The sequence below is a fragment of the Halomonas sp. PAMB 3264 genome, from assembly GCF_031954245.1.
Taxonomy (GTDB): domain Bacteria; phylum Pseudomonadota; class Gammaproteobacteria; order Pseudomonadales; family Halomonadaceae; genus Vreelandella.
Map to the genome: position 1 here is coordinate 1,346,547 of NZ_CP134866.1, position 21,278 is coordinate 1,367,824.

The 21,278-nt window shown below is 63.1% G+C and carries 20 protein-coding genes; 13 read left to right on the plus strand and 7 right to left on the minus strand.

The annotated features are described in order from the left end of the window. Window positions 1-173: 173 nt before the first annotated feature. Entirely contained in the window at window positions 174-1,682 is a 1,509-nt protein-coding gene (locus RN347_RS06030; protein WP_311960537.1) for a DUF4214 domain-containing protein, read from the plus strand. Window positions 1,683-1,793: 111 nt separating this feature from the next. Here RN347_RS06030 and RN347_RS06035 read toward each other — a convergent pair whose 3' ends face one another. Both RN347_RS06035 and RN347_RS06040 read right to left on the minus strand, forming a co-directional pair. Continuing rightward, complete coding sequence (locus RN347_RS06035) at window positions 1,794-2,369, minus strand: FlgO family outer membrane protein (RefSeq protein WP_311960538.1); 576 nt, start codon at window positions 2,367-2,369, stop codon at window positions 1,794-1,796. Between the two features lie 4 nt (window positions 2,370-2,373). Next, on the minus strand, window positions 2,374-3,069 hold the full coding sequence (locus RN347_RS06040; protein ID WP_311960539.1) for a hypothetical protein: 696 nt from the start codon (window positions 3,067-3,069) through the stop codon (window positions 2,374-2,376). A 136-nt stretch (window positions 3,070-3,205) separates the two neighbouring features. Between RN347_RS06040 and RN347_RS06045 the strand changes: the two genes are divergently transcribed. Next, a complete protein-coding gene (locus RN347_RS06045; RefSeq protein WP_311960540.1) occupies window positions 3,206-4,243 on the plus strand; it encodes an OmpA family protein in 1,038 nt (345 codons plus the stop codon). A gap of 69 nt (window positions 4,244-4,312) precedes the next feature. Here the strand turns inward: RN347_RS06045 and RN347_RS06050 are convergent, their stop codons facing one another. Then, window positions 4,313-4,741, minus strand: a complete 429-nt coding sequence (locus tag RN347_RS06050) for a hypothetical protein (protein WP_311960541.1) — start codon at window positions 4,739-4,741, stop codon at window positions 4,313-4,315. On the opposite strand from RN347_RS06050, the gene RN347_RS06055 reads away from it, so the two are divergent. Both RN347_RS06055 and RN347_RS06060 read left to right on the plus strand, forming a co-directional pair. After that, on the plus strand, window positions 4,740-5,675 hold the full coding sequence (locus tag RN347_RS06055) for an HAD-IIB family hydrolase (RefSeq protein WP_311960542.1): 936 nt from the start codon (window positions 4,740-4,742) through the stop codon (window positions 5,673-5,675). The genes RN347_RS06050 and RN347_RS06055 overlap by 2 nt on opposite strands. 47 nt (window positions 5,676-5,722) lie before the next feature. Beyond that, window positions 5,723-6,943: a glycosyl transferase gene (locus RN347_RS06060; protein WP_263584487.1), complete on the plus strand. Its 1,221-nt coding sequence runs from the start codon at window positions 5,723-5,725 to the stop codon at window positions 6,941-6,943. A gap of 50 nt (window positions 6,944-6,993) precedes the next feature. Here RN347_RS06060 and RN347_RS06065 read toward each other — a convergent pair whose 3' ends face one another. The 4 genes from RN347_RS06065 to RN347_RS06080 all read right to left on the minus strand — a co-directional run bounded on the left by RN347_RS06065 (window position 6,994) and on the right by RN347_RS06080 (window position 11,658). Beyond that, the gene (locus RN347_RS06065) at window positions 6,994-8,592 is read right to left on the minus strand and encodes a methyl-accepting chemotaxis protein (protein ID WP_311960543.1); all 1,599 of its coding nucleotides are present in this window, start codon (window positions 8,590-8,592) and stop codon (window positions 6,994-6,996) included. A gap of 124 nt (window positions 8,593-8,716) precedes the next feature. Then, a complete protein-coding gene (gene dsbG, locus RN347_RS06070) occupies window positions 8,717-9,490 on the minus strand; it encodes a thiol:disulfide interchange protein DsbG (protein ID WP_311960544.1) in 774 nt (257 codons plus the stop codon). A gap of 59 nt (window positions 9,491-9,549) precedes the next feature. Continuing rightward, window positions 9,550-11,358 (minus strand): sugar phosphorylase, encoded by a 1,809-nt coding sequence (locus RN347_RS06075; protein WP_311960545.1) that lies wholly within the window; start codon window positions 11,356-11,358, stop codon window positions 9,550-9,552. A 141-nt stretch (window positions 11,359-11,499) separates the two neighbouring features. Further along, a complete protein-coding gene (locus tag RN347_RS06080) occupies window positions 11,500-11,658 on the minus strand; it encodes a hypothetical protein (RefSeq protein WP_311960871.1) in 159 nt (52 codons plus the stop codon). Here RN347_RS06080 and nrdR point away from each other — a divergent pair. The 9 genes from nrdR to lon all read left to right on the plus strand — a co-directional run bounded on the left by nrdR (window position 11,632) and on the right by lon (window position 21,184). Then, window positions 11,632-12,123, plus strand: coding sequence for a transcriptional regulator NrdR (gene nrdR / locus RN347_RS06085; protein WP_311960546.1), 492 nt, complete (start codon window positions 11,632-11,634; stop codon window positions 12,121-12,123). The genes RN347_RS06080 and nrdR overlap by 27 nt on opposite strands. Continuing rightward, the gene (gene ribD / locus RN347_RS06090; RefSeq protein ID WP_311960547.1) at window positions 12,123-13,286 is read left to right on the plus strand and encodes a bifunctional diaminohydroxyphosphoribosylaminopyrimidine deaminase/5-amino-6-(5-phosphoribosylamino)uracil reductase RibD; all 1,164 of its coding nucleotides are present in this window, start codon (window positions 12,123-12,125) and stop codon (window positions 13,284-13,286) included. Before nrdR ends, ribD begins: the two co-directional genes overlap by 1 nt. A 130-nt stretch (window positions 13,287-13,416) precedes the next feature. Further along, window positions 13,417-14,574 (plus strand): bifunctional 3,4-dihydroxy-2-butanone-4-phosphate synthase/GTP cyclohydrolase II, encoded by a 1,158-nt coding sequence (gene ribBA, locus RN347_RS06095; protein ID WP_311960548.1) that lies wholly within the window; start codon window positions 13,417-13,419, stop codon window positions 14,572-14,574. 36 nt (window positions 14,575-14,610) lie between these two features. Then, complete coding sequence (ribE, locus tag RN347_RS06100) at window positions 14,611-15,096, plus strand: 6,7-dimethyl-8-ribityllumazine synthase (protein ID WP_252107316.1); 486 nt, start codon at window positions 14,611-14,613, stop codon at window positions 15,094-15,096. Further along, complete coding sequence (gene nusB, locus RN347_RS06105; protein ID WP_263584481.1) at window positions 15,093-15,596, plus strand: transcription antitermination factor NusB; 504 nt, start codon at window positions 15,093-15,095, stop codon at window positions 15,594-15,596. Before ribE ends, nusB begins: the two co-directional genes overlap by 4 nt. A 33-nt stretch (window positions 15,597-15,629) precedes the next feature. Further along, entirely contained in the window at window positions 15,630-16,604 is a 975-nt protein-coding gene (thiL, locus tag RN347_RS06110) for a thiamine-phosphate kinase (protein WP_311960549.1), read from the plus strand. After that, window positions 16,601-17,074 (plus strand): phosphatidylglycerophosphatase A, encoded by a 474-nt coding sequence (locus tag RN347_RS06115; protein ID WP_263584479.1) that lies wholly within the window; start codon window positions 16,601-16,603, stop codon window positions 17,072-17,074. Before thiL ends, RN347_RS06115 begins: the two co-directional genes overlap by 4 nt. Before the next feature lie 245 nt (window positions 17,075-17,319). Continuing rightward, entirely contained in the window at window positions 17,320-18,576 is a 1,257-nt protein-coding gene (locus RN347_RS06120) for a YdgA family protein (protein ID WP_263584478.1), read from the plus strand. A 139-nt stretch (window positions 18,577-18,715) separates the two neighbouring features. Beyond that, entirely contained in the window at window positions 18,716-21,184 is a 2,469-nt protein-coding gene (gene lon, locus RN347_RS06125) for an endopeptidase La (RefSeq protein ID WP_311960550.1), read from the plus strand. Window positions 21,185-21,278: the final 94 nt, after the last annotated feature.

The window sequence follows — 21,278 nt, forward strand, 5'->3', positions numbered from 1 at the left end:
TCAAAAAGCCGGGCCTGGCTTAACGTGGCGGGATGCGTTATAGCTAAAAGGCGGCGGCCGGGCGAGGGAGTCGTTGTTATCGCAAAGCGGGCCAAAGAGCCCGTATTGGCCGCTCGAGCGCGACAAGAAGCAGGGAAAACGAGCTGCAACAATAATGCTGAGAGGCAAGACCGATGCTGACACCGACTCAATACATACAATCCTACTATCTGGCGCTTTTTGGCCGCGCCGCCGACCCGGCGGGGCTTGCGTACTGGCAGGAACAGATGGATGCCGGTGCCCTTGAGTCGCAGGATGTGCTGTTTTACATGCTGCAGTCCGATGAGTTCGTGGCCGGCCGCCAGGCGCTTTCAGCGCTTCCTGGTAACGGCTGGGTCAACGAGATCTACCAGCGCCTGTTCGCGCGCGATGCCGAGCAGGCGGCGGTCGATTACTGGGGAGCGCAGGCCGATAGTGGCGTTTCGGATCAGGTATTGATCGAATCCATCTTGGCTTCGGCCAGCAAAACGGATCTGGAGGCGCTCGATGCCTATACGTCGGTAGCCCAGTTCTATTCCCAAAACGTGAGTGACGAGAACTACGACGCCGACCAGCCGCTGGTGCAGGACGGTTTTCGCAGCAACGAACAGCTTTATGCCGACCTGCAGGCCCTCGATGCGCGTTTTGACACGCTGTCGCTGACTCAGGCCGGCGAGTCGATCGAAGGGCGCCCGCTCTTTGCTGCAAGCGTCGGTGACGGGCCGCGCAAGCTGATGATCGTTACCCAGCAGCACGGCGACGAGCCGGTGGGTACCGAAGCCGCCATGCATTTTCTCGAGTGGCTGAGTGGCGATAGCGAAGGGGCTATCGCGCTTCGCGAGCAGGTGAGTGTGACCGTGATGCCGCGGGTCAATCCGGACGGTTTCGCGCGTTGGGAACAGTTGGTGGCGGGGGAACTCGACCCGGAAACGACGCTGGACCCGCGCCGCAACGCCGCCGATATCGATTTGAACCGCACCTGGGACTCCTCCCAGCCGCTGGATGCCACCCAAGCGCCGGAAACTGCAGCGATTCGCGCCGTGCTGGCCGCGTTCCAGCCCGATATGCTGCTCGATTATCATAACCAGAATAACTATTTGAACGCCGCTGGCGAGCTGGAAACCCAGTCGGTTCTATGGCCGACCAATGAAAACGTCGCGCCGGGTATCACCGCTACTGCGCAGCAGGCGGCTCTGGCACTTGCCCAGGGGCTCGAGGCATTCGACTACGGCTATCTGTCGCTTTTCCCCGGCGGCGACGCGGCGGATATCGGCCGTAACGGAATCGGTCTCGACGGCACGCCGGTGTTGCTGGTCGAGCAACGCGGGCTTGAGGAGTTCGAACTGAAAGCGCTGGAAGGGCTGACGCTGGATTTCGACGCGGTGGCAAGCGCTCTGACCCTTGAAGGCGTATTGGGCATGTTGGGTATCGCCCGGGCGCTTGGCCTTGATGGCTTTGCCGGCCTCGACCCGGCGCTGGCGCTCCAGATTCCCGAGCGCGGCGAACGCACGCCGTTCGAGGAACTTTACGGCGAAGAGATCGAGTGGGCGTTTGACGTGGCGAGTATGGGCACACCCGCAATGGCGGCAATGAACGAGCCGGTGACGCCGCTGATGCTGACCGGCGTGGCGGACACTTCAATGGCGGATTATCAGGTAGCCTGAAACGTTTTATCAGGTTGAATGGTCTGTCACATCAATGAAAAAGCGGCGCGCTACCCGGTAGCGCGCCGCTTTTTTTGGCCCCAGAAAAGCCAGTATTAAACCCCGACTACGCTACCAGCCGCCCTGGGCTTCCAACAAACTCAGCGTGTTGTTATTGATCGGCAGTTTGAAGTCGGCGGTGGCCAGCACCATGGCGTCGCCGGCGCGCACCACGCGAGTGCTCACATAGATATAGTTCTGCCCCTGGGCATAGGTGCCCATCAGAATCGAGCGGGCGTTGCTTTGGGCGCCAAGGCGTTGTACCTGGCGGGACAGGATCAGCTCGCCGACGTTCTCCTCGACGAACATGCTGTCGCGCATCTTGACCTCGCGCACCTGCATGCCCTGCTGGGCCAAGGCGGATGCCATGATCTCCGAGCTGATGCGCCCAAACGTGGAGGACTGGGTCAGGTTATCGATGCTCACGAACGTGGCGGCGATCATCGGGCTGTAGCGGGTCATGTCCGGGTTGTGGGCGACCATGCGCGCCGCCGCTTCGTGGGCGAGTTCGGAAAGATCCGGCTCTGGCGGGGCGGGTTTAGGGCCGCGCTGGTTCAGGCCCGCGCACCCGGCAAGCATCAACACGCCGAGTATGAGCAGGGCGCGACGCAGATGAATGAGCAGTGAGGTCGAAGTGAGTGCGGGCATGGCCTTACCAGGTATCGGTGAGCGGAATGGCGGGGTCCGGGTAGTGCACCCGCTGTGGCGCATACTGGCGCCGGTCACCGCCGTTGATGTAGTAGATGTTCGACGACGAGTAGAGAATGCGGTCGCCATCGACGACCTGCGTGGTGATGATGATCTCTTCGTTGCCGGTATATGTCCAGCTACCGCTGAAGACGTCCGCGGCGATACCGGCAGGAATCAGTCCCAACGCCGGCTCGGCCCAATGATTGATGGGTATGGTCGCCACGGCGATGCCCGCGGTCAGCGCGGTGAACGCGCCGGTCGGCGGGCGAATGAACCCACGGTCGCGGTGCTCGACGATTTCGACGTCCACGATCACGTCGACGCTGTTGGCCCCGGCAGCGGTGGTCACGTTGGCGCCACGGGTCACCAGCTCGCTGGTCAAGAAGGTGCGAAAGCCGCGGTCGAACTCGCCGCCGCTATAGGGGATGTAGCCGTCCGGGTGCGGATTTTTGATGTGCAGGTCGCGAAAGCGCACCCGCTCGCGCTGGAGGATCTGGCTGGCCTCGTGGCGGGCGAGTATCTCCCAGTGGTGCGCAGCCTGCATGCGCTGCTGCTCCGAGTAGGGATAGGTCGTCGCAATCGGGGCCTGGGAGGTGTTGGCGTAGAAGCAGCCGCTCAGAGCAAGACTCAAAAGCCCCACGCCGAGTGCGCCTGCCACGCGCGTCGTTCCAGCTAAAAGACGGGTATACAACGGCTAGTTCCTTCTCTTCGCAAAAGGGGTTTTTGATAAACTGGCTTGCCATACGAGTACTTATCGGCCAATCGCTCGAACACTTGAATGAGTAATCACGCCCATGCTTGAAGATCACCGCGGCGGCTCGCGCCACGACACGCTTTTGTCCGCGTATCCGGCTGAGGACGGCAACAGCGGCTGGATGATCAGCTATCTCGATATCATGACGCTGCTGGTCGCGCTGTTCGTCGTCATCATCGCGGCGGCCAATATACGCCCGGGCTTCTCGAGCGACGAGCCGCTAGAGCTTTCCAGTTTCGACGGGCCTATCGTGCTGGAATCAATCCTCGATGTGCCGCTGCCCGCACCGCTGACCCGCGCCGCCACGGCGCTTCCCATCCCGAACGCGGGTGAGCTGAGCCCGATGGCGATCAGCGCCGCGCTGGGCGTGGCGGGGCTGCCGGGTAGCCGGATCGTGCCGCCGGCTCCGGCCACTATGGCGCCGCCTGCGCTTTTGGCTCACACGCCTGCGCCCGTGGAGCTTGAGGAGGTGCCCGCGGCGCCCGCCTTCGAGTGGCTGCTGCCCGCGCCGCTATTTGCCGAACGCGCAAGCCAAGCGCTTAGGCCCGTAGGTGCGGCGCCGCTTGCCGACTACATGGTGATTCTGACCGATGAGCCGCCGGTCAACGCGGTGCCCATCAGTGAAGAAGCGGTACGCGGCGCGGTCAGCGTGGCCGAGCGTTTGAACGAGTCGCTCTATTTGCCGAGCCTTGACGGGGTGGAAGTCGCGCGCGTGGCCGAAGGCATCAGCCTGCGCGTGCAGGACCGGCTGCTGTTTCCTTCCGCCACGGCAGAGCTGACCGATGACGGCGCCTCGCTGGTGGGAAGCCTTTTGGAGACCATTCAGCGCTTCGATGGTGAGGTGTCGGTCGAAGGCCACTCGGATAGCCAGTCGATCAACACGCCGGAGTACTCCTCGAACTGGGCTCTATCCAGCGCCCGGGCGATCGCCATCGTCGAGGCGCTGCAGGCCGCGGGCGTCGATGCCTCAAGGCTTCGCGCGGTGGGGCTTGCCGCGACGCGCCCGCTGGCGGATAACTCGACCGTCGAGGGGCGCGCGCGCAATCGCCGCGTCGAGGTCGTCATTCATGTTGAATAGAAAGCGGGTTCAAAACGGTTTCAACGAAATGCCGGCCAAAAAAAGACCCGCCGGGGGTGGGCGGGTCAGCTAGGGCTTGGCTCGGTGTAGTCTACTGGCGTCAGGTGAGGGGTGTACAAGGCCGCCAGCAGGTACAATTTGAGTATAGACATTTTCGTGCTTCTGCCAAGAGTTTTTTTCAATTTTTTTATACGCCGATTCAAGGCTTGTCCAACTTTGCCCTTTCGTGGCGTTCGCCACGCTTAAAAAAACGCACTTTTTCTGCACCAAAATAGAGCTTTGGGAGTGCGCTCTTCTAGTGCTTTCTGCCTTTATATGGTTCATTCGCTTTGCAATGCACTGATTGAAAAAGTGTTTTATCGAGTGGCACACAATCTGCTTGGATGAGAGACAAGCCAATGAGCCGGGATGGATCAAGGCTTTTTGAAGGCCATCGCCTCGTTGGCTTGCGCGCCGTTCAACCTGAAGCAGCGTTTGACCTAAAGTAGGTAATGCCATGACGGAACATGCCTCTTCGAGCAAGCCAACGCACCCCCGTGAAACGTCAACGGCAGACACGCCGGCGCTGGAGCTCGCTTTAACGCCGCGCCTGGTGGTCACCGACCTGGACGGCTCGTTGCTCGATCACGACAGCTACGATTTCTCGCCTGCCCGCGCCACGCTGGCAAGGCTTCGCGTGCTCGGCGTGCCGGTCATCCCCGTGACCAGCAAAACCCGCGCCGAGCTCATCGCGCTTCGCCAGGCGCTGGATCTCACTGCAACGCCCTTTGTCGCCGAAAACGGCGCGGTCATCGGTTTACCCCCGGGCTGGTGTCACCCGAGCCTTGACCGCCCCGGTACCGCCCGCGACAGCCTCGTCATCAAACATACCGGTGTGGATAGCCGCTTCATTCGCGCGCGCTTGAACGTGTGGCGCGAGCGTCTGGGCGTTCGCTTTACCCGAATGGGGGAGATGTCCATCGAGGAGCTGATGGCGCTGACCGGGCTCGATGAGCCGCGCGCGCTCGCCGCGCGCCAGCGCGAAGGCAGCGAGCCGCTCGTGTGGGAGGATAACGACATCGCCCTCGACGCCTTTCGCCTGGCGCTGGAAAGCGACGGGCTGACGTTGGCCCAGGGCGGACGGTTTTATCACGTGATGGGGACGTCTTCGAACAAGGGGAGCGCCGTGGAGTGGCTGGTCAAGCGCTTTAGCGCCCTGAGAGGCAGCCGCCCACTGACCCTGGGGCTGGGCGACGGCCCCAACGACATCGCCATGCTCGAAGCGGTGGATCAGGCGGTGGTCATCAAGGGGCGTCACGACTTGAATGTTGAGCCCCAAAGCGCCGCGCTTTATCGCACCGACGCCTTTGGCCCCGCTGGCTGGGTCGAAGGTCTTACGCACTGGTGGGGCGGCCAGGATGAACGGCCAGGCCTTGATACCGACACGCCCTGACCGAACGCGAACAAACTAAAACGTAGGCGCTACGCCAGAGAGGGCATATGAGCGATTTTCATCAGAATGGATTGATCACGGACTTTCATAACCTGACCCGCCGCCCCGTCGCGGAGCTGGAGGCGGATCTATGCCGGTTCGCCGAGCGCCGCCCCATGGGATTGATTCTGCCGTCGCTGTTTTCCGAGCTCGAGGGGCCGGCGCTGTCGGCGATCATCGATGAGCTCAAGGACGTACCTTATTTGGGCGAAATCGTGATTGGCCTGGATCGCGCCGACCGCGAGCAGTTTCTCTATGCCCGGGAGTTCTTTTCACGCCTGCCCCAGCATACCCGCATTCTCTGGAACGACGGCCCGCGCTTGACCGCGCTACACGACGAGCTCGAAGACCACGGCCTGGGGGCGGTGGAGCCGGGCAAGGGGCGTAACGTCTGGTACTGTTCGGGCTACCTGCTGGCGTCGAACCGCTCGAAAGTGGTGGGGCTGCACGACTGCGATATTCTGACCTACGATCGGGGGCTTCTGGCGCGCCTGATGTACCCGCTGGCCCACCCGCGCTTCAACTACAGCTTCTGCAAGGGCTACTACCCGCGTATTGCCGAGGGCAAGCTCAACGGGCGCGTTTCACGGCTGATGGTGACGCCGCTTCTGCGCGCGCTGAAAACCGTCTGCGGGCCGCTGCCGTATCTGGATTATCTGGACAGTTTTCGCTACCCGCTTTCCGGCGAGTTCGCCATGCGCAGCGAAGTGCTGGAAGGCATTCGTATTCCGGCGGACTGGGGCCTTGAAATTGGCGTGCTGTCGGAGCTTCAGCGCAACTACTCGATGCGCCAGATTTGCCAGGTCGATATCGCCGACACCTACGATCACAAGCACCAGCCGGTCAGCGAAGAGGACGCTTCCGGCGGGCTCAACCGCATGAGCCTCGATATCGCCAAGGCGCTCTATCGCAAGCTCGCCACCCAGGGCGTGAGTTTCAGTAGCGAGGATTTTCGCACCCTGAAGGCGACCTACTACCGGCTGGCGCTGGATCTGATCGAAGCCTACGACCACGACGCCACCATGAATGGCCTGAGCTTGGATCGCCACAGCGAAGAGCAGGCCGTCGAGCTTTTCGCCAGCAACCTGCTGGAGGCGGGCAACCTGTTTCTGGACAACCCGCGCGAGCGCCCCTTCATTCCCAGCTGGAGCCGCGTACAGGCCGCCATTCCCGATCTGCTCCCGCGCATGCACGAGGCCGTGGAGCTTGATAACCAGGGCAAGGTATGAACGGGCGTTGAAAACGCCGCGCCCGGTCGACGAATCGACCGGGCGGCGGGTTAGAAAGCGGCGAGGGCGGGGGTGGAGCTCAAGGACGCAGGCGTGGGCGAAGGCTCACTGGCGTTGATACGAAAGTTGGCGACCGCCTGGCGCAGCTGATGGCTGAGTTCGGAAAGCTGCTGGGCGGTGTGGTTGCTCTGCTGCACCAGCCCGGCGTTTTGCTGGGTCATTTGATCCATCTGGGTCACGGCATCGTTGACCTGCTCGATCCCGCTACTCTGCTCGATGGTCGCGGCGGCGATCTCCTGCACGAGCGTGCTGAGTTCGCGAATGTCGCCAACCACGCGATCGATGACCTCGCCGGTGCTGCGCACCTGCTGGCTGCCGTCGGCGACCTTCGTGCCGGAGTCCTCGATCAGCTGTTTGATCTCTTGGGCGGCGGCGGCGGAGCGGCTGGCCAGCTGGCGCACTTCGTTTGCCACCACGGCAAACCCACGGCCCTGCTCGCCGGCCCGCGCCGCCTCGACGGAGGCATTGAGCGCGAGAATGTTGGTTTGAAAGGCGATGGTATCGATGGTGTTGACGATGCTGCTCATCTGGCTCGAGCTTTCGCTGATGGCCTCCATCATGCTGACGACGCTGAGCATGGCGCTGCTGCCGCGCTGGGCGTTTTCCGCGGTCGAGGAGGCGAGCTTGCGCGCATGGTCGGCGTGTTCGGCGTTTTGTTTCACCGTGGCGGTCAGCTCTTCCATGCTGGAAGCGGTTTCGGCAAGCGACGCCGCCTGCTGCTCGGTGCGCGTGGAGAGCTCTTCGTTGACCCCCGCAATTTGCACGACGCTGCCGTTGACCTCATCGGCGCCCTGATGAATCTCGCCGATGGTGTTGGCCAGGCTTTCTCGCATTCGGTTGATGTCGAATAGCAAGCTTTGCTGGTCCGTACGGGCAAGCCGGGTACTGACGGTCAGATCACCATCGGCGATGTGGCGAACGACGCCGGCGGCGTAGCGAGGATCGCCGCCCAGGCGTTTGGCGATATCGCGAATCACCCAGCCCATGAGCAGCGTCATGGGTAGCCCCAGTAGCAGCAGTGCCAGCGCGGCCTTGATCAGGCTATCGATAAACGCCGCGTTGATGTCATCGATATAGACGCCGGTGGCGATGCCCCAGCCCCATTCGGGGACGTAGGCGACGTAGCTCATCTTGGGAATCTGCTCGTCTTCACCGAGGCGGGTGGTGGCGTAGTAAACGTGCCCGCCGCCGTTCTGGGCGGCCTCGAGCAGATCCGCGTAGAGCCGCACGCCGTTGGCGTCTTCGTAGCCACTCATATCGGTGCCGGTGTCCCGCGTCGGGTGTGAAATGACGCGAAGCTGATCGTCGAAGGCGAACAGGTATTCGCCGTCGTTGTAACGGAGATTCGAGATGAGTTCGACGGCGCGTCGCTGCGCCTCCTGCTGATCGAACTCGCCCTGGCTTGCCCTCGCCTGCAGCGCTTCTACCTGGCTTTGGACGCCGGTCACGATATAGCGGATGCTGGCCTGTCGTTCGTCGGTGAGCGTTTGGCGGTTATCCCAGGCCAGCCACCCCACGAGAAGCAGCATCGATACCCAAATCACCGCCAGTGTGCCCCAAAGCTTTTGTGTCGTTGTTAAACGCTTCATGGAAGATCCTTTTATTATTGATATGTCTTTTATCGGCCTCCTTGAGGGGCGCATTAGAAGTGAGTGGGTACTCTTTAGTCGTAGTGGAATCGGCTTCGGTGCGCCTGAAAGTGTATCGGGCGGCTTAGGGCGCCTCACCACCCATCATCTCGATCAGACGCTCTTCGCTCGGCAAGCCCTCGATACGATCCAGGCGTGTATGCCCCTCTTCGGTTTGGCGCTGAAAGGCGGTCGTGGGCGTGGCGACCAGGCCCAGCCCTTCGAAGAGCTGGTTGTTGGCGTAGACCTGCTCCTCGATCTCGATGGCCTGGGCGCCGGGTTCGAGCGGCTCGCCTTCGCTGTGGGCCGTCAGTGCGGCGGTGGGATCCTCGGCGGCCAGTATCGTGGCCGCAAGCGCCGGGCTCGTGGGTGCCAGAATGCCGACCATGATATGACGAATCTGCACCTGACCGGCCTCGACCCAGGGGCGCGTTTGGCGCCACAGCCGCTTGCAGTAGGTGCAGTTGGCATCGGTGAACATGTAGAGCGTGCGCGGGGCGTCGACATCGCCGTCCTGAATCCAGTGGCTCTGCGCCAGGCGCTGCCAGGTCTGCGCCTCCAGCGGCACCCGAACCGCGGCCTCGAGCTGCGCCTCGGTCAGGTTCTCGCCGCTTGAGTCGAAAAGCGTGCCGACCACGGCGTGCTCGCCATCCGGCGTCAGGTAGACGATCATCTCCTGGCCCTGGCGGCTCGCGCCAAAGCCCGTCAGCCCGCCGGGCGCGTCGATGCGCTCGTGAATGGCGATGCCTTGCGCCTTGAGCGCCTCGATCGGGGCGGGCAGCGGCGCGGCGCCGACGGGGGTGGCGAGAACGGCAAGCGTTAGCGCGGCGATTGAGGCGGTCTTGCTAAAAGTCGCCATGGTGAGTCTCTTGTGTGAGTGGAAAAGCGGGCGGGTTCATCGTCTCGATCCATATCACCTCAACCGCCGTCGCTCACCAGCCAGCGAACGGCGTAGGGCGGCAGGGCGTTTTCCGGCGTCCAGGGCGTGGCATCGGCCAATAAGCGCCATTGGTGCGCGTCGAGCGCTTGCGCGAGCTCTGCACCGCCGTCACTCAGCGGGGCGGGCTGGTCGGTCACGTTGAACAGCGCCAGCAGCGTGCGGCCATCCTCGAGCGGGCCGCGTTTGATCGCCAGCAGGTTGTCGCTAGTGGCCAGCACCTGCTGGGCCGCCGCCGGGTGAAAACAGGGCTCAATGCGGCGCTGGCGCAGAAATTCTTGCAGCGCGAAGAATATATCATGGGTCGGCGTGGTCGGGCTTTCGAGCAGCAGGTCGAGCTCATCGAGCGACCAGCGGTGGCGGTTGATCGAGCGCAGCCGCCCGCTTCGCTCGACGCCCTCATGATCGTTGAGCGAGCCGGTCAGCGTGTGAATGTAAAGCGCGGGAATGCCCTGGAGCGTGAGCATGATCGCCTGGCTGCAAAGAAAGCGAGCGATCTGCCAGGGGTCTGGTCCGCGCCGGGTGCCGCGCATCGCCTCGAACCAGGTGATGTTGATTTCGTAGGCGGTGTCGGTGCCGTCCGGGTTGCTGCGCATACTGACGAAGCCGCCAAAGCGGTGCATCAGCTCCAACAGCGCGTCGCGCTCGTGATCCGGCAGCAAACCTTCCAGCGGTCGCACGCCGATGCCGTCGTGGCTGGCGGTGAAGTTCAGGTAGGTGCAGTTATCGGGCAGCGGCGGCAGACTCGCAAGCCAGGCCTGCATGGTCGCGGTTTCGCCGCGGGTCAGGGTGTGAAGTAGAAGCGGCGGCAGGGCGAACTGGTAGACCATGTGCGCTTCGTCTGCGGCGCTTGCGCGCTCCGGAGCGTGGGGCGCCAACCGGTCGAGGCCGAAGTAACTGATGTTCTCTGCGTGAGGTACGTTGGTTTCGGTGATGAGTAGCGTTCCCGGCGCAATTTCATCGACGATCGCACGCAATAGCCGCACGACCGTATGGGTTTCAGGAAGATGAATGCAGTTCGTGCCCAGACGTTTCCACAGAAAGGCCACCGCGTCGAGGCGAATGATGCGGATGCCCTGCAGCAGGTAAAAAAGCAGAATACCGACGAATTCGAGCAGCACGTCCGGGTTCTCAAAATTAAGGTCGATCTGGTCATCGGAAAACGTGGCCCATAGATGGCGCGTACCCCGGCGGGTGGCCACGGGCACCAACAGCGGACTGCTACGCGGGCGGGTCACCTGGGAGACATCGGTTTCCGGGTCGACCTCGATGAAAAAGTCGCGCCCGGGGAGGCTGCCGGTCAGGTAGTCGACGAACCAGAGCGACTCGCGGGAAACGTGGTTGAGCACCAGGTCCCCCATCAGGTCGAAGTGGCTGGCAAGCTCGCGAATGTGCGACCAGTCGCCGAGCGCCGGGTTGACCTCACGATAATGGATGACCGAAAAGCCGTCGTCGCTACTCCAGGGAAAAAATGGCAGCACGTGAACGCCGCTGATGCAGTCGCCTAACCGTGCGCGCAGAAAATCGCTCAGCACGGTCAGCGGCGCCGTATCACCTTGAACGATCGAGTCGCCGTAGCTGATCACCCACTGATCCTTTTCGCTCCAAAGTGGTGCGTCGGCGGGCGTGCTGGTCACGCGGGCAACCGGCGTGCCGTCCTGGCTTTCGCCGCGCTCACGTGCGTTTCGATAGTATTCCAGGTGCTGCTTGATGCGCCGCGTGACTTCGCTGGCGCGGTGGCCGTACAGGTGGGTCAGGTAGCGGTGAAGTGTCTGTTCGAAAAGCGTCATGGCGCCTCCTCCGGGTAAACTGTCACAAACGCTGCAGCTTGTGTGCCAAATCGTTACAATGCTAGGTTATGCCCGCGCCTGTCAGCGCGGCTTTATAGCGCCCGTGATTAAAAAAGCGCGTCAGGCAGCGCGCTTTTTTAATCATGCATCGGTACCGACGCGCAGGCTCCGGTGCGCGTTGACCTTAATAGGTGCGTCTTTTACTGCTTTAACCATTACTGTTTTAACCATAGCTGCTGCTTCAACCGCTGCTTCAACCATAGGTGAACGGCCATGCATTGCCCTTTTTGTGGTGCTCATGATACGCGGGTGTCCGATTCGCGCCTGGTGGCCGACGGCGACCAGGTGCGCCGGCGCCGCCAGTGTGCCAACTGCCAGGAGCGCTTCACGACCTACGAAACCGCCGAGCTGATCATGCCGCGGGTGGTGAAGTCCGACGGCTCGCGGGAGAGCTTCGACGAGGTCAAGCTGCGCGCCGGCATGCTGCGTGCGCTCGAGAAGCGCCCGGTCAGCGCCGAGGCGATCGAGGCGGCGGTCGAGCGCATTCGCCAGCAGCTGCGCGCCCGGGGTGATCGTGAAGTCAACGCCCGCGATATCGGTGAGGCGGTCATGAACGCGCTCAGCGGGCTCGATCAGGTGGCCTATATCCGCTTCGCCTCGGTCTATCGAAAATTTCAGGATCTCGACGAGTTTCGCGCCGAGATCGACCGCCTGGCGCCTCAGGGGCCCAAGAGCGACGCCGGCAAGCCCCGCGAGGAGAGCTGATGGACGCGCCGTTTTCCAACGCCGACCACGTGCAAATGGCCCGCGCCATTACGCTGGCCAAAAAGGGGCTTTACACCACCGACCCCAACCCGCGGGTCGGCTGCGTGATCGTTCAAAACGATGAAGGGGGCGGGCACGGCCTCGTCGTCGGCGAGGGCTTTCACGAGCGCGCCGGCGAACCCCACGCCGAGGTGCACGCGCTTAACGCCGCCGGCGACAACGCGCGCGGCGCGACAGCGTTCGTATCGCTCGAGCCCTGTTCGCATACCGGGCGCACCGGGCCTTGCGCCGAGGCGCTGGTCGAGGCCGGCGTGGCGCGCGTGGTCGTGGCCATGGTTGACCCCAACCCGAAAGTGGCCGGGCGCGGTATCGAGCGCTTGAAAGCCGCGGGTATTCGGGTCGATGTGGGGCTTTTGGAGGCGGACGCCCGCGCGCTCAACCCGGGGTTCGTCTCACGCATGCAGCGCGGTGTGCCCTTCGTGCGCCTGAAAATGGCGATGAGCCTGGATGGGCGCACCGCCATGGGCTCCGGCGAGTCGCAGTGGATCACCGGGCCCGAGGCCCGGCGCCAGGTACAGCGACTGCGCGCGCGTTCGAGCGCCATTTTGAGCGGCGTCGAGTCGATCATTCTGGACGACGCTCGCCTGACGGTTCGCGCCGAGCAGCTGGGCCTGGAGAACGCCGAGACGGTCGTGGCCCGCCAGCCGCTTCGCGTGATCATGGACTCCACGCTTCGCCTGCCGCTGGCCGCGGCCTGCCTGCAGGAGCCGGGCCAGACGCTGGTGATCACGACCGACGCGCATAGTGAAGAGAAGCGCCAAAAACTCGAAGCGGCGGGGGCGCGCATTCACGTCATGCCCGCCGTGAAGGCGGGGCGGGTGTCGCTTTCTGATATGCTCGGCTTTTTATCGAGCGAGTATGATGTCAACGAAGTGCTGGTCGAAACCGGCGCGACCCTGGCAGGCTCCCTGCTCGATGCAGGGCTCATCGACGAGCTGCAGCTATTTGTCGCGCCGACGCTCCTCGGGGGCGAGGCGCGACCGCTTTTCGCCCTCCAGGGGTTGAGCGAAATGGCGGACCAAAAGCGCCTCGATATTCAGGATATTCGTGCCGTCGGCAATGATTGGCGCATTATCGCCACGCCCCGCGCGGTGGCGCCTTGAAAGAACGTTTTCGATGATCGTGACACGCGCAGGCCAGGCCTTGCGCGCGCTAAATCTGGCGCGGCGGGGCCAGCCACGGTACCCTGCGCGCAACATCGCACGACGGTGCGGCTACTTTACGGGAGTTTCCATGGTGCAACCCTCTTTTGATGGTTTGTCCCCGATCAGCGAGCTGGTCGAGGATATCCGCCAGGGCAAGATGGTGATCCTCATGGACGATGAGGATCGCGAAAACGAAGGCGATATCATCATGGCGGCCGAGAAGGTTCAGGCCGAGCATATCAACTTCATGGCACGCCACGCCTGTGGTTTGATCTGCATGCCGATGACGCGCGAGCGCTGCGAGCGGCTGAACCTGCCGCTGATGGTGGGCAACAATGGCTCAGGCTTTGGCACCAAGTTCACGCTCTCGATCGAGGCGCGCGAAGGGGTCACCACCGGGATCTCGGCCGCCGACCGCGCGCGCACCGTGCAGGCCGCCGCCGCACCCAACGCCCGCGCGGCGGATATCGTTCAGCCTGGCCACATCTTTCCGCTGATGGCCGAGCCAGGAGGCGTGCTGCGCCGAGCGGGCCACACCGAAGCCGCTTGCGATCTGGCCGCCCTTGCCGGGTGCGACCCGAGTGGGGTGATCTGCGAGATCATGAACGATGACGGCAGCATGGCGCGCCGCCCGGAACTCGAGGTGTTCGCCAGGGCGCACGGGATCAAAATGGGCACCATCGCCGAGCTCATTCATTACCGTATGGTCAACGAGCAGACCGTCGATCTGATCGAAACCACTCAGGTGGCGACCGCACACGGCCCGCTTGCGCTGCACGTGTTTCGCGACCGGCTGCAGGGCGGCCACCACCTGGCGCTGGTGAAGGGGCGGCCGTCGCCGGACACCACGACGACGGTGCGCGTTCACCTGGAGGACACGCTCAGAGACGTGCTGGGGCTCAAGCACGAGGCGTCATCGCGCTGGCACGCCCATCGGGCGCTCGAGGAGATCGCAGCGGCAGAGGCCGGCGTGCTGGTGCTGATCGATGAGGGTCACCCGGCCCAGGATTTGAAGGATCAGTTGGATATCTTTTTGGGACGCGTGCAGCCGCCGCGCACCAGCGACTCCGACGGCTCCGGCAACTATTTGACCATCGGCACCGGGTCGCAGATTCTGCGCCATCTGGGCGTGGGCAAAATGCGCCTTCTGAGCTCGCCGTGGAAGTTTTCAGCGCTGTCGGGGTTCGACCTGGAAGTGGTCGAGCTGGTGAGCCCCGACAACGGCACCGATTCAGCGTCCGTGTGAGACGTTCTGATACGCTTATTGAGTAGGATGAAAGAGATGCAATCCCTTATGCAAGTTGAAGGCAGCTTCGTCGATGTCGACGGGCGCTACGTAATCGTCGTTGGGCGGTTCAACCATCACGTGGTCGATAGCCTCGTCGAAGGCGCGGTCGATAGCCTGACGCGTCACGGCGTCGATGCCGACAATATTCATATCGTCCACGTGCCCGGCGCCTGGGAGCTTCCGCTGGCGGTCAAGCGCGTGCTCAAGACCATGAAGCCCGAGGCGGTCATTGCGCTGGGCGCGGTGATTCGCGGCGGCACGCCGCACTTCGAGTACGTGGCCGGCGGCTGCAATACGGCCATCAACCACCTGCAGCTCGAATTCGATACGCCGGTGGCCAACGGGGTATTGACCGTGGAGTCCATCGAGCAGGCGATCGAGCGCGCCGGCACCAAGGCGGGCAACAAGGGCACCGAGGCTGCGATGGCCGCCATGGAAATGGTCTCGCTCTTGCGTGCCCTGCCCGGAGACGACTCATGAGCGAGCGTCCGGAGCGTAAGCAAAGCGCCGCCCAACAGGCTCGTCGCGCCGCGCGCGAACTGACCGTTCAAGCGCTCTATCAGTGGGACATGACCGGCAAGTCCGCCACCACCGTCGAGGCGGAATTTAGAAGCCAGCTCGCCGACGATGACCTGGAAGACCACGAAAACTGGGTCAAGGTGATGGAGATTGCCGACAAGGCACTGTTCCATACGCTGTTGCACGAAACCGTGCGCCACAAGAGTGAGCTCGACCGCGAAATCGCGCCGCTTCTGGATCGTCGCCTCGAGGATCTCGACGCGGTGGAGCTGGCCATTTTGCGCCTGGGCGCTTATGAGCTCGCCAAGCGCCCGGAAGTGCCTTACCGCGTGGCGATCAACGAAGGCGTGGAGCTGGCTAAATCCTTCGGCGCGACCGATGGCCACAAGTACGTCAACGGCATCCTCGATAAGCTGGCGAATCGCTTACGCAGTGCCGAGGTCAGCGCTCGCCGCCTGTAAGGCGCAGCGCTTGAATTGCGTTAAGGGGCCATTGTGTTTGGCGAATTCGAACTCATTGAACGGTTTCTAAAGCCCGCGCCCGCCGCGCTCGATCGCGGCGTGGCGCTGGGCGGCGGCGACGATGCGGCGCTTTTGATCCCGCAGGCGGGCTTTGAACTCGCGGTAAGTGTGGACACCTCGAACGCGGACGTTCATTTTCCATCCGATGCCCCCGCAAAGGCCATCGGCCATCGCGCGCTGGCGGTGGCCTTGAGCGATCTGGCCGCGATGGGCGCGCGTTCGCGCTGGTGTTTGATGGCGCTGACAACGCCTGGCGGTGCGTTTGAAGACGAAGCCGCCGCCGCGTGCTGGCTCGAAGGCTTTGGCCGGGGGTTCCACGCGCTTTGCGATCGCCACCAAACGGTGCTGGCAGGCGGGGACGTGACCCGCGGGCCGCTTGGCATCAGCGTGACCGTGATGGGCGAGGTGCCCAAAGGACAAGCGCTCACCCGCGCTGGCGCCCGCCCGAGCGATTTGATCGCCGTGACCGGGGCGCTTGGCGGCGGCGCCGGAGGGCTTGCGCTTTGGCAGCGCGGCGAGCGCGATCTGGCGCACCCGCTGTTAAAGCGCTACCTGCTGCCCGAGCCCCGGCTCGAGGCAGGTATTGCGCTGCGCGGCATCGCCAGTGCCGCACTTGATATCTCCGATGGGCTGCTGGCCGATCTCGGCCATTTGCGCCAGGCGTCGAACGTGGGCGCCGAGCTCGATATGGATGCGCTGCCCACCGCCGAGGGCCTGATCGAGGCGCTGGGCGAGGAGCAGGCGCAGGCCGCCATGCTCGGCGGCGGCGACGACTACGAGCTGCTGGTGACGCTGGCACCCGGTGAGCTTGAAAAGGCCCAAAAGGCGCTGGCGGAGATAGGGCTCGCGCTTTCTGTGATCGGGCGCTGCTGCGAGGCGCCGGGCGTTTATGGCGTGCCGGCGGACGCGGCGCCAGGCTGGCAGCATTTTCATCGGGGGCGGCCATGATCAAGGCTCCATCAAGCGTCTGGCGACGCCCCACGCACTTTTTCGCCTTCGGCCTGGGTAGCGGCATGGTGCCCTGGGCGCCGGGTACCTTTGGCACGCTGGCGGCCATTCCGTTTTACTGGATCATGGCGGATCTGCCGCTGGGCTGGTATTTGAGCGTGGTGCTGGTCGCCTTCATCGTGGGCGTGTGGCTGTGCGACAAGACCTCCCACGATCTGGGCGTTCACGACCATTCGGGCATCGTCTGGGACGAGTTCGTCGGCTACTGGATCACCATGGCGGCGGTACCGTTCTCCTGGGAGGCGGCGCTTTGGGGGTTCATCGTGTTTCGCATCTTCGATGTTTTCAAACCCTGGCCGATCCGCTGGGCCGACCGGCGGGTCGCCGGCGGCTTTGGCATCATGATCGACGATGTCATGGCGGGCATCTATGCCTGGAGCACCATGCACCTGTGGTTCTGGCTGCACTAGGCCAGAACCGGGTCTTTCATGCCGGTGTCACGGGGCGGTATTACGCTTTAAAGCGTCGTGTTCAGGGTGATGCGTTTGGCCTTAGCGTGTAAAAGCAATAAGGTGATTATCCATATACGTGGCTAAAGCAGCGCGTAACCCAGGCAATACGCAACACAAGCAATACGCAACAAAAGCAGCACGGTCACGCAGCGGCCCGGCACGTTGGAAGAGGGCGCCTGATTTCGGCTATCCAGGGAGATGGCATGCGCAAGGAACGTCTTATAGTCCCGATCATCGTCGTGGCGTCGCTCGTTTGGGCCGTCGCGCAGTTGATCTCGAGCGTTCTGTTCGAGCGCAGCCTGAGCCAGGCGCTGGAGGATCTGGAAGCGCGCGGCGAGTGGCGCGTCAGCCGCCCGGAGAGTCGCCCCGGCTGGCTCTCGTCTCAGGGACGGCTTTTGCTATCGCCGCTGCTGGGCAGGCCCTGGCAGTTGGAAGTCACCTACGATGCCCGCCACGGGCTTTTGAGTACCGACGTTCAGGGCACGCTGGTGCCGCGCCTGGGAAGCGCTTTGCAAAAGGCAGTGGGCGAGGTGTCGGCGCTGTCGCTGCCGCGCTGGCAGGGGCGCTACCATACGCTGAGCGGCAAGAGCGAACTGCGCCTGGCGCTGGCGCCGTTCGTCATTCAGCAAAGCGGGCGCGAGCTCGATGTGCGCGGCGCGCGCCTGCGGCTGGAGGGCGTATTCGGCGACTGGCGCCTTCGCGCGCTGTTCGATCAGCTCACGCTAAGCGATGGGCCGGCCTACCTGCGCTTTGGCCCGACGGTACTGGAAAGCCGCTACACCTATATCGAAGACGCCTACCACTTCGCCCAGCGCGACCATCTTACCGTCGAATCCACCACGCTCTTTTATCCGGGATACGAGATCACCGTTGCCCCGACTGAAGTGCAAAGCCAGATGGTCCTGGATGAAAGCGAGCTGCGTCTGAAAGGGCGGCTGGCGCTGGGGGATGTGCACGTACCCAGCGAAGCGCCGGATACGCCGCTTGTGAGCGGCGAGATCGAGGCGGAGCTTTCAAGGCTCAACGCCGACGCGGTGCGTCAGATCATTCGCCGCCTGCGCCAGGAAGCCGCCTGGGGCGACCCGGAGCGGCCGATGGCCGAAGGCGTCATGGCGCGCATCGAGCCGGAGGTGCTGCAGCTTCTAAGCGACTCTCCACGCCTTGACGTGACCCGCATCCAGCTCGAGAGCCCGCTGCTGGGTATCGATGTCGCCGCCGACGGCGCGCTTTTTTTCGACGGCCGCCGCCTCGATGCGCTCCGCCTCGAGGATCTGAACGACGCCAAAACCCGCTGGCGCTGGCGCGACCGGCTCGACGGGGACTTCGTCTGGTACGACGCGCCCACGGTCGCCGCGCTCTGGCTGGGCCTGCCGTTGGGCACCCAGGAGCTGCAGTTCGACGTCATTCGCGGCAGCTGGCGGGTCAACGGACGGCCGCTGCCCGAGCTATTGCCCCAGTAACTCGCTGTTCGCTGACCGGTGCGGGGCACCCCTGGCGCGATACGGTTATCTGCCCAAGGGTTGAAGTTTCATCGCGCTGCCCACATTCCATTGAACATGCCAGACGGCGTGGCCGTCAGTCTCAGTCGATGGAGGGCGCATGAGCGACCAGGATCATGAACACGATAACGATTCACCCGTTTGGTTGACCGACGAAGACGTCGGCGATGACGATACCGCTCAGGACGACGAGCATCGCGCCGACGAACATCGCTCCGATGGCGAGCGGGTTCACTCGCTCGTCTCGGCCAGCGATATGCTCCCGGAGCGTATCTACCTGCTCCCGATCCACAATCGCCCCTTCTTTCCCGCCCAGGTGCAGCCGCTGGTCATCAATAAGGATCGCTGGGAAGAGACCATGCGCCGGGTCGGCAATACCCCGCACCACACGTTGGGTGTCGCCTTCGTGGGCGAGCAGGGCATCGATTCACTTCATGAGGGCGACTTTCCCGCCATCGGCACCGCGGTCAAGGTCCATAAGCTCAAAAGCGAAGACCAGCAGATCCAGTTCATCGCCCAGGGCGTGCGCCGCTTCAAGATTCAGCGCTGGCTCTCGAAAGAGCCGCCGTATCTGGTCGAAGTGAGCTACCCCAAGGAGCCGGTCGATGCCGAGGACGAAGAGACCCGCGCGTATGCCATGGCGATCATCAACGGCATCAAGGAACTGTTGCCGATCAACCCGCTTTACGGCGAGGAGCTCAAGCACTATCTCAACCGCTTTAGCCCCAATCAGCCCGGCCCGCTGACCGACTTCGCCGCAGCGATCACCTCGGCCAAGGGCCCGGAGCTACAGGACGCGTTGGCGACCCTGCCGGTGGCGGATCGCATGCACAAGGTGCTGCCGCTTTTGCGCAAGGAGATCGATGTCGCCAGGCTGCAAAGCGAGATCAGCGAGCAGGTCAACGCGCAGATGCAGGAGCGCCAGCGCGAGTTCTTCTTGCGTGAGCAGCTCAAGGTCATCCAGCGCGAGCTGGGGATTTCCAAGGGCGATCGGGAAAACGATGTCGACACCTTCCGCGAACGCTTGAAAGCGCTCCAGGTGCCCGAGCGCGTTCAGGGCCGCATCGATGACGAACTCGAAAAGCTCAGCGTGCTGGAAACCGGCTCGCCGGAGTACGGCACCACCCGTAACTACCTCGACTGGCTGACGTCGCTGCCCTGGGGCATCACCAGTGAAGACAAGCTGGACTTGAACCACGCCCGCCAGGTGCTCGATCGCGACCATGATGGGCTTGGGGACGTGAAGGAGCGCATCGTCGAATTTCTCGCCGAAGGTACCTTCAAGGGCGATGTCGGTGGTTCGATCGTGCTGCTGGTCGGCCCCCCCGGGGTGGGCAAGACCTCCGTGGGCCGCTCGATCGCCGAGGCCTTGGGGCGCAAGTTCTACCGCTTCTCGGTGGGCGGCATGCGCGACGAGGCCGAGATCAAGGGCCACCGGCGCACCTACGTCGGCGCGATGCCGGGCAAGCTCGTCCAGGCCTTCAAGGAGGTCGAGGTCGAAAACCCGGTGATCATGCTCGACGAGATCGACAAGCTCGGCCAGTCCTTCCAGGGAGACCCGGCCTCGGCGCTTCTGGAAGTGCTCGACCCGGAGCAGAACGTCGATTTTCTCGATCATTACCTCGACGTGCGTATGGATCTCTCGAAAGTGCTGTTCGTCTGCACCGCCAATACGCTGGACTCGATTCCGGGGCCGCTGCTGGATCGCATGGAGCAGATTCGCCTGTCCGGCTATATCGCCGAAGAGAAGATGGACATTGCCAAGCATCACCTGTGGCCGAAGCTTCTCGAGCGCAACAAACTGCCGAAAAAGCGCATCAACCTGACCGACGCCGCGCTCAAGCAGGTCATCGAAGGTTACGCCCGCGAAGCCGGGGTGCGTCAGCTCGAAAAGCAGCTTCACCGCATCGTGCGTAAGTCGACGGTGAAACTTCTGGAGTCGCCGGAAGAGACGGTGAAAATTTCGGTCAAAAACCTCGAGGAGTTTCTCGGCGCGCCGCTGTTCCGTAAGGAGAAGGTGCTCAAGGGCCAGGGCGTGGTGACGGGCCTTGCCTGGACCTCGATGGGCGGGGCGACGCTTCCCATCGAGGCGGGCAAGGTGCATTCGCTGGACCGCGGCTTCAAGCTGACCGGAAAGCTTGGCGATGTGATGCAAGAGTCTGCCAACATCGCTTACAGCTACACGCTGGGGCACTTGAAGGAGTACGGCGCCGACCCCGAGTTCTTCGACAAGGCGTTCGTGCACCTGCACGTACCGGAAGGCGCCACACCCAAGGATGGGCCTTCTGCCGGCGTGACCATGACCACGGCGCTGTTATCGCTGGCGATCAACAAGGCGATCGACCGGCCTTTGGCGATGACCGGCGAGCTCACGCTGACCGGTCAGGTGCTGCCGGTGGGCGGCATTCGCGAGAAGGTCATCGCCGCGCGGCGCAGCGATATCTTCGAGGTGATTCTGCCCGAGCCCAACCGCCGCGATTACGATGAGCTGCCGGATTACCTGAAAGAGGGCATGACCGTTCACTTCGCCAACCGCTATAAGGACGTGGCCAATATCGTGTTCAAGTAAATAGCGCTAAAACGTTAGACTGATAACTTTAATACGCCACTCTCATTAAAAAGAGTGGCTTTTTTTATGCCTATTCGGCGAATTAAACCTTGGG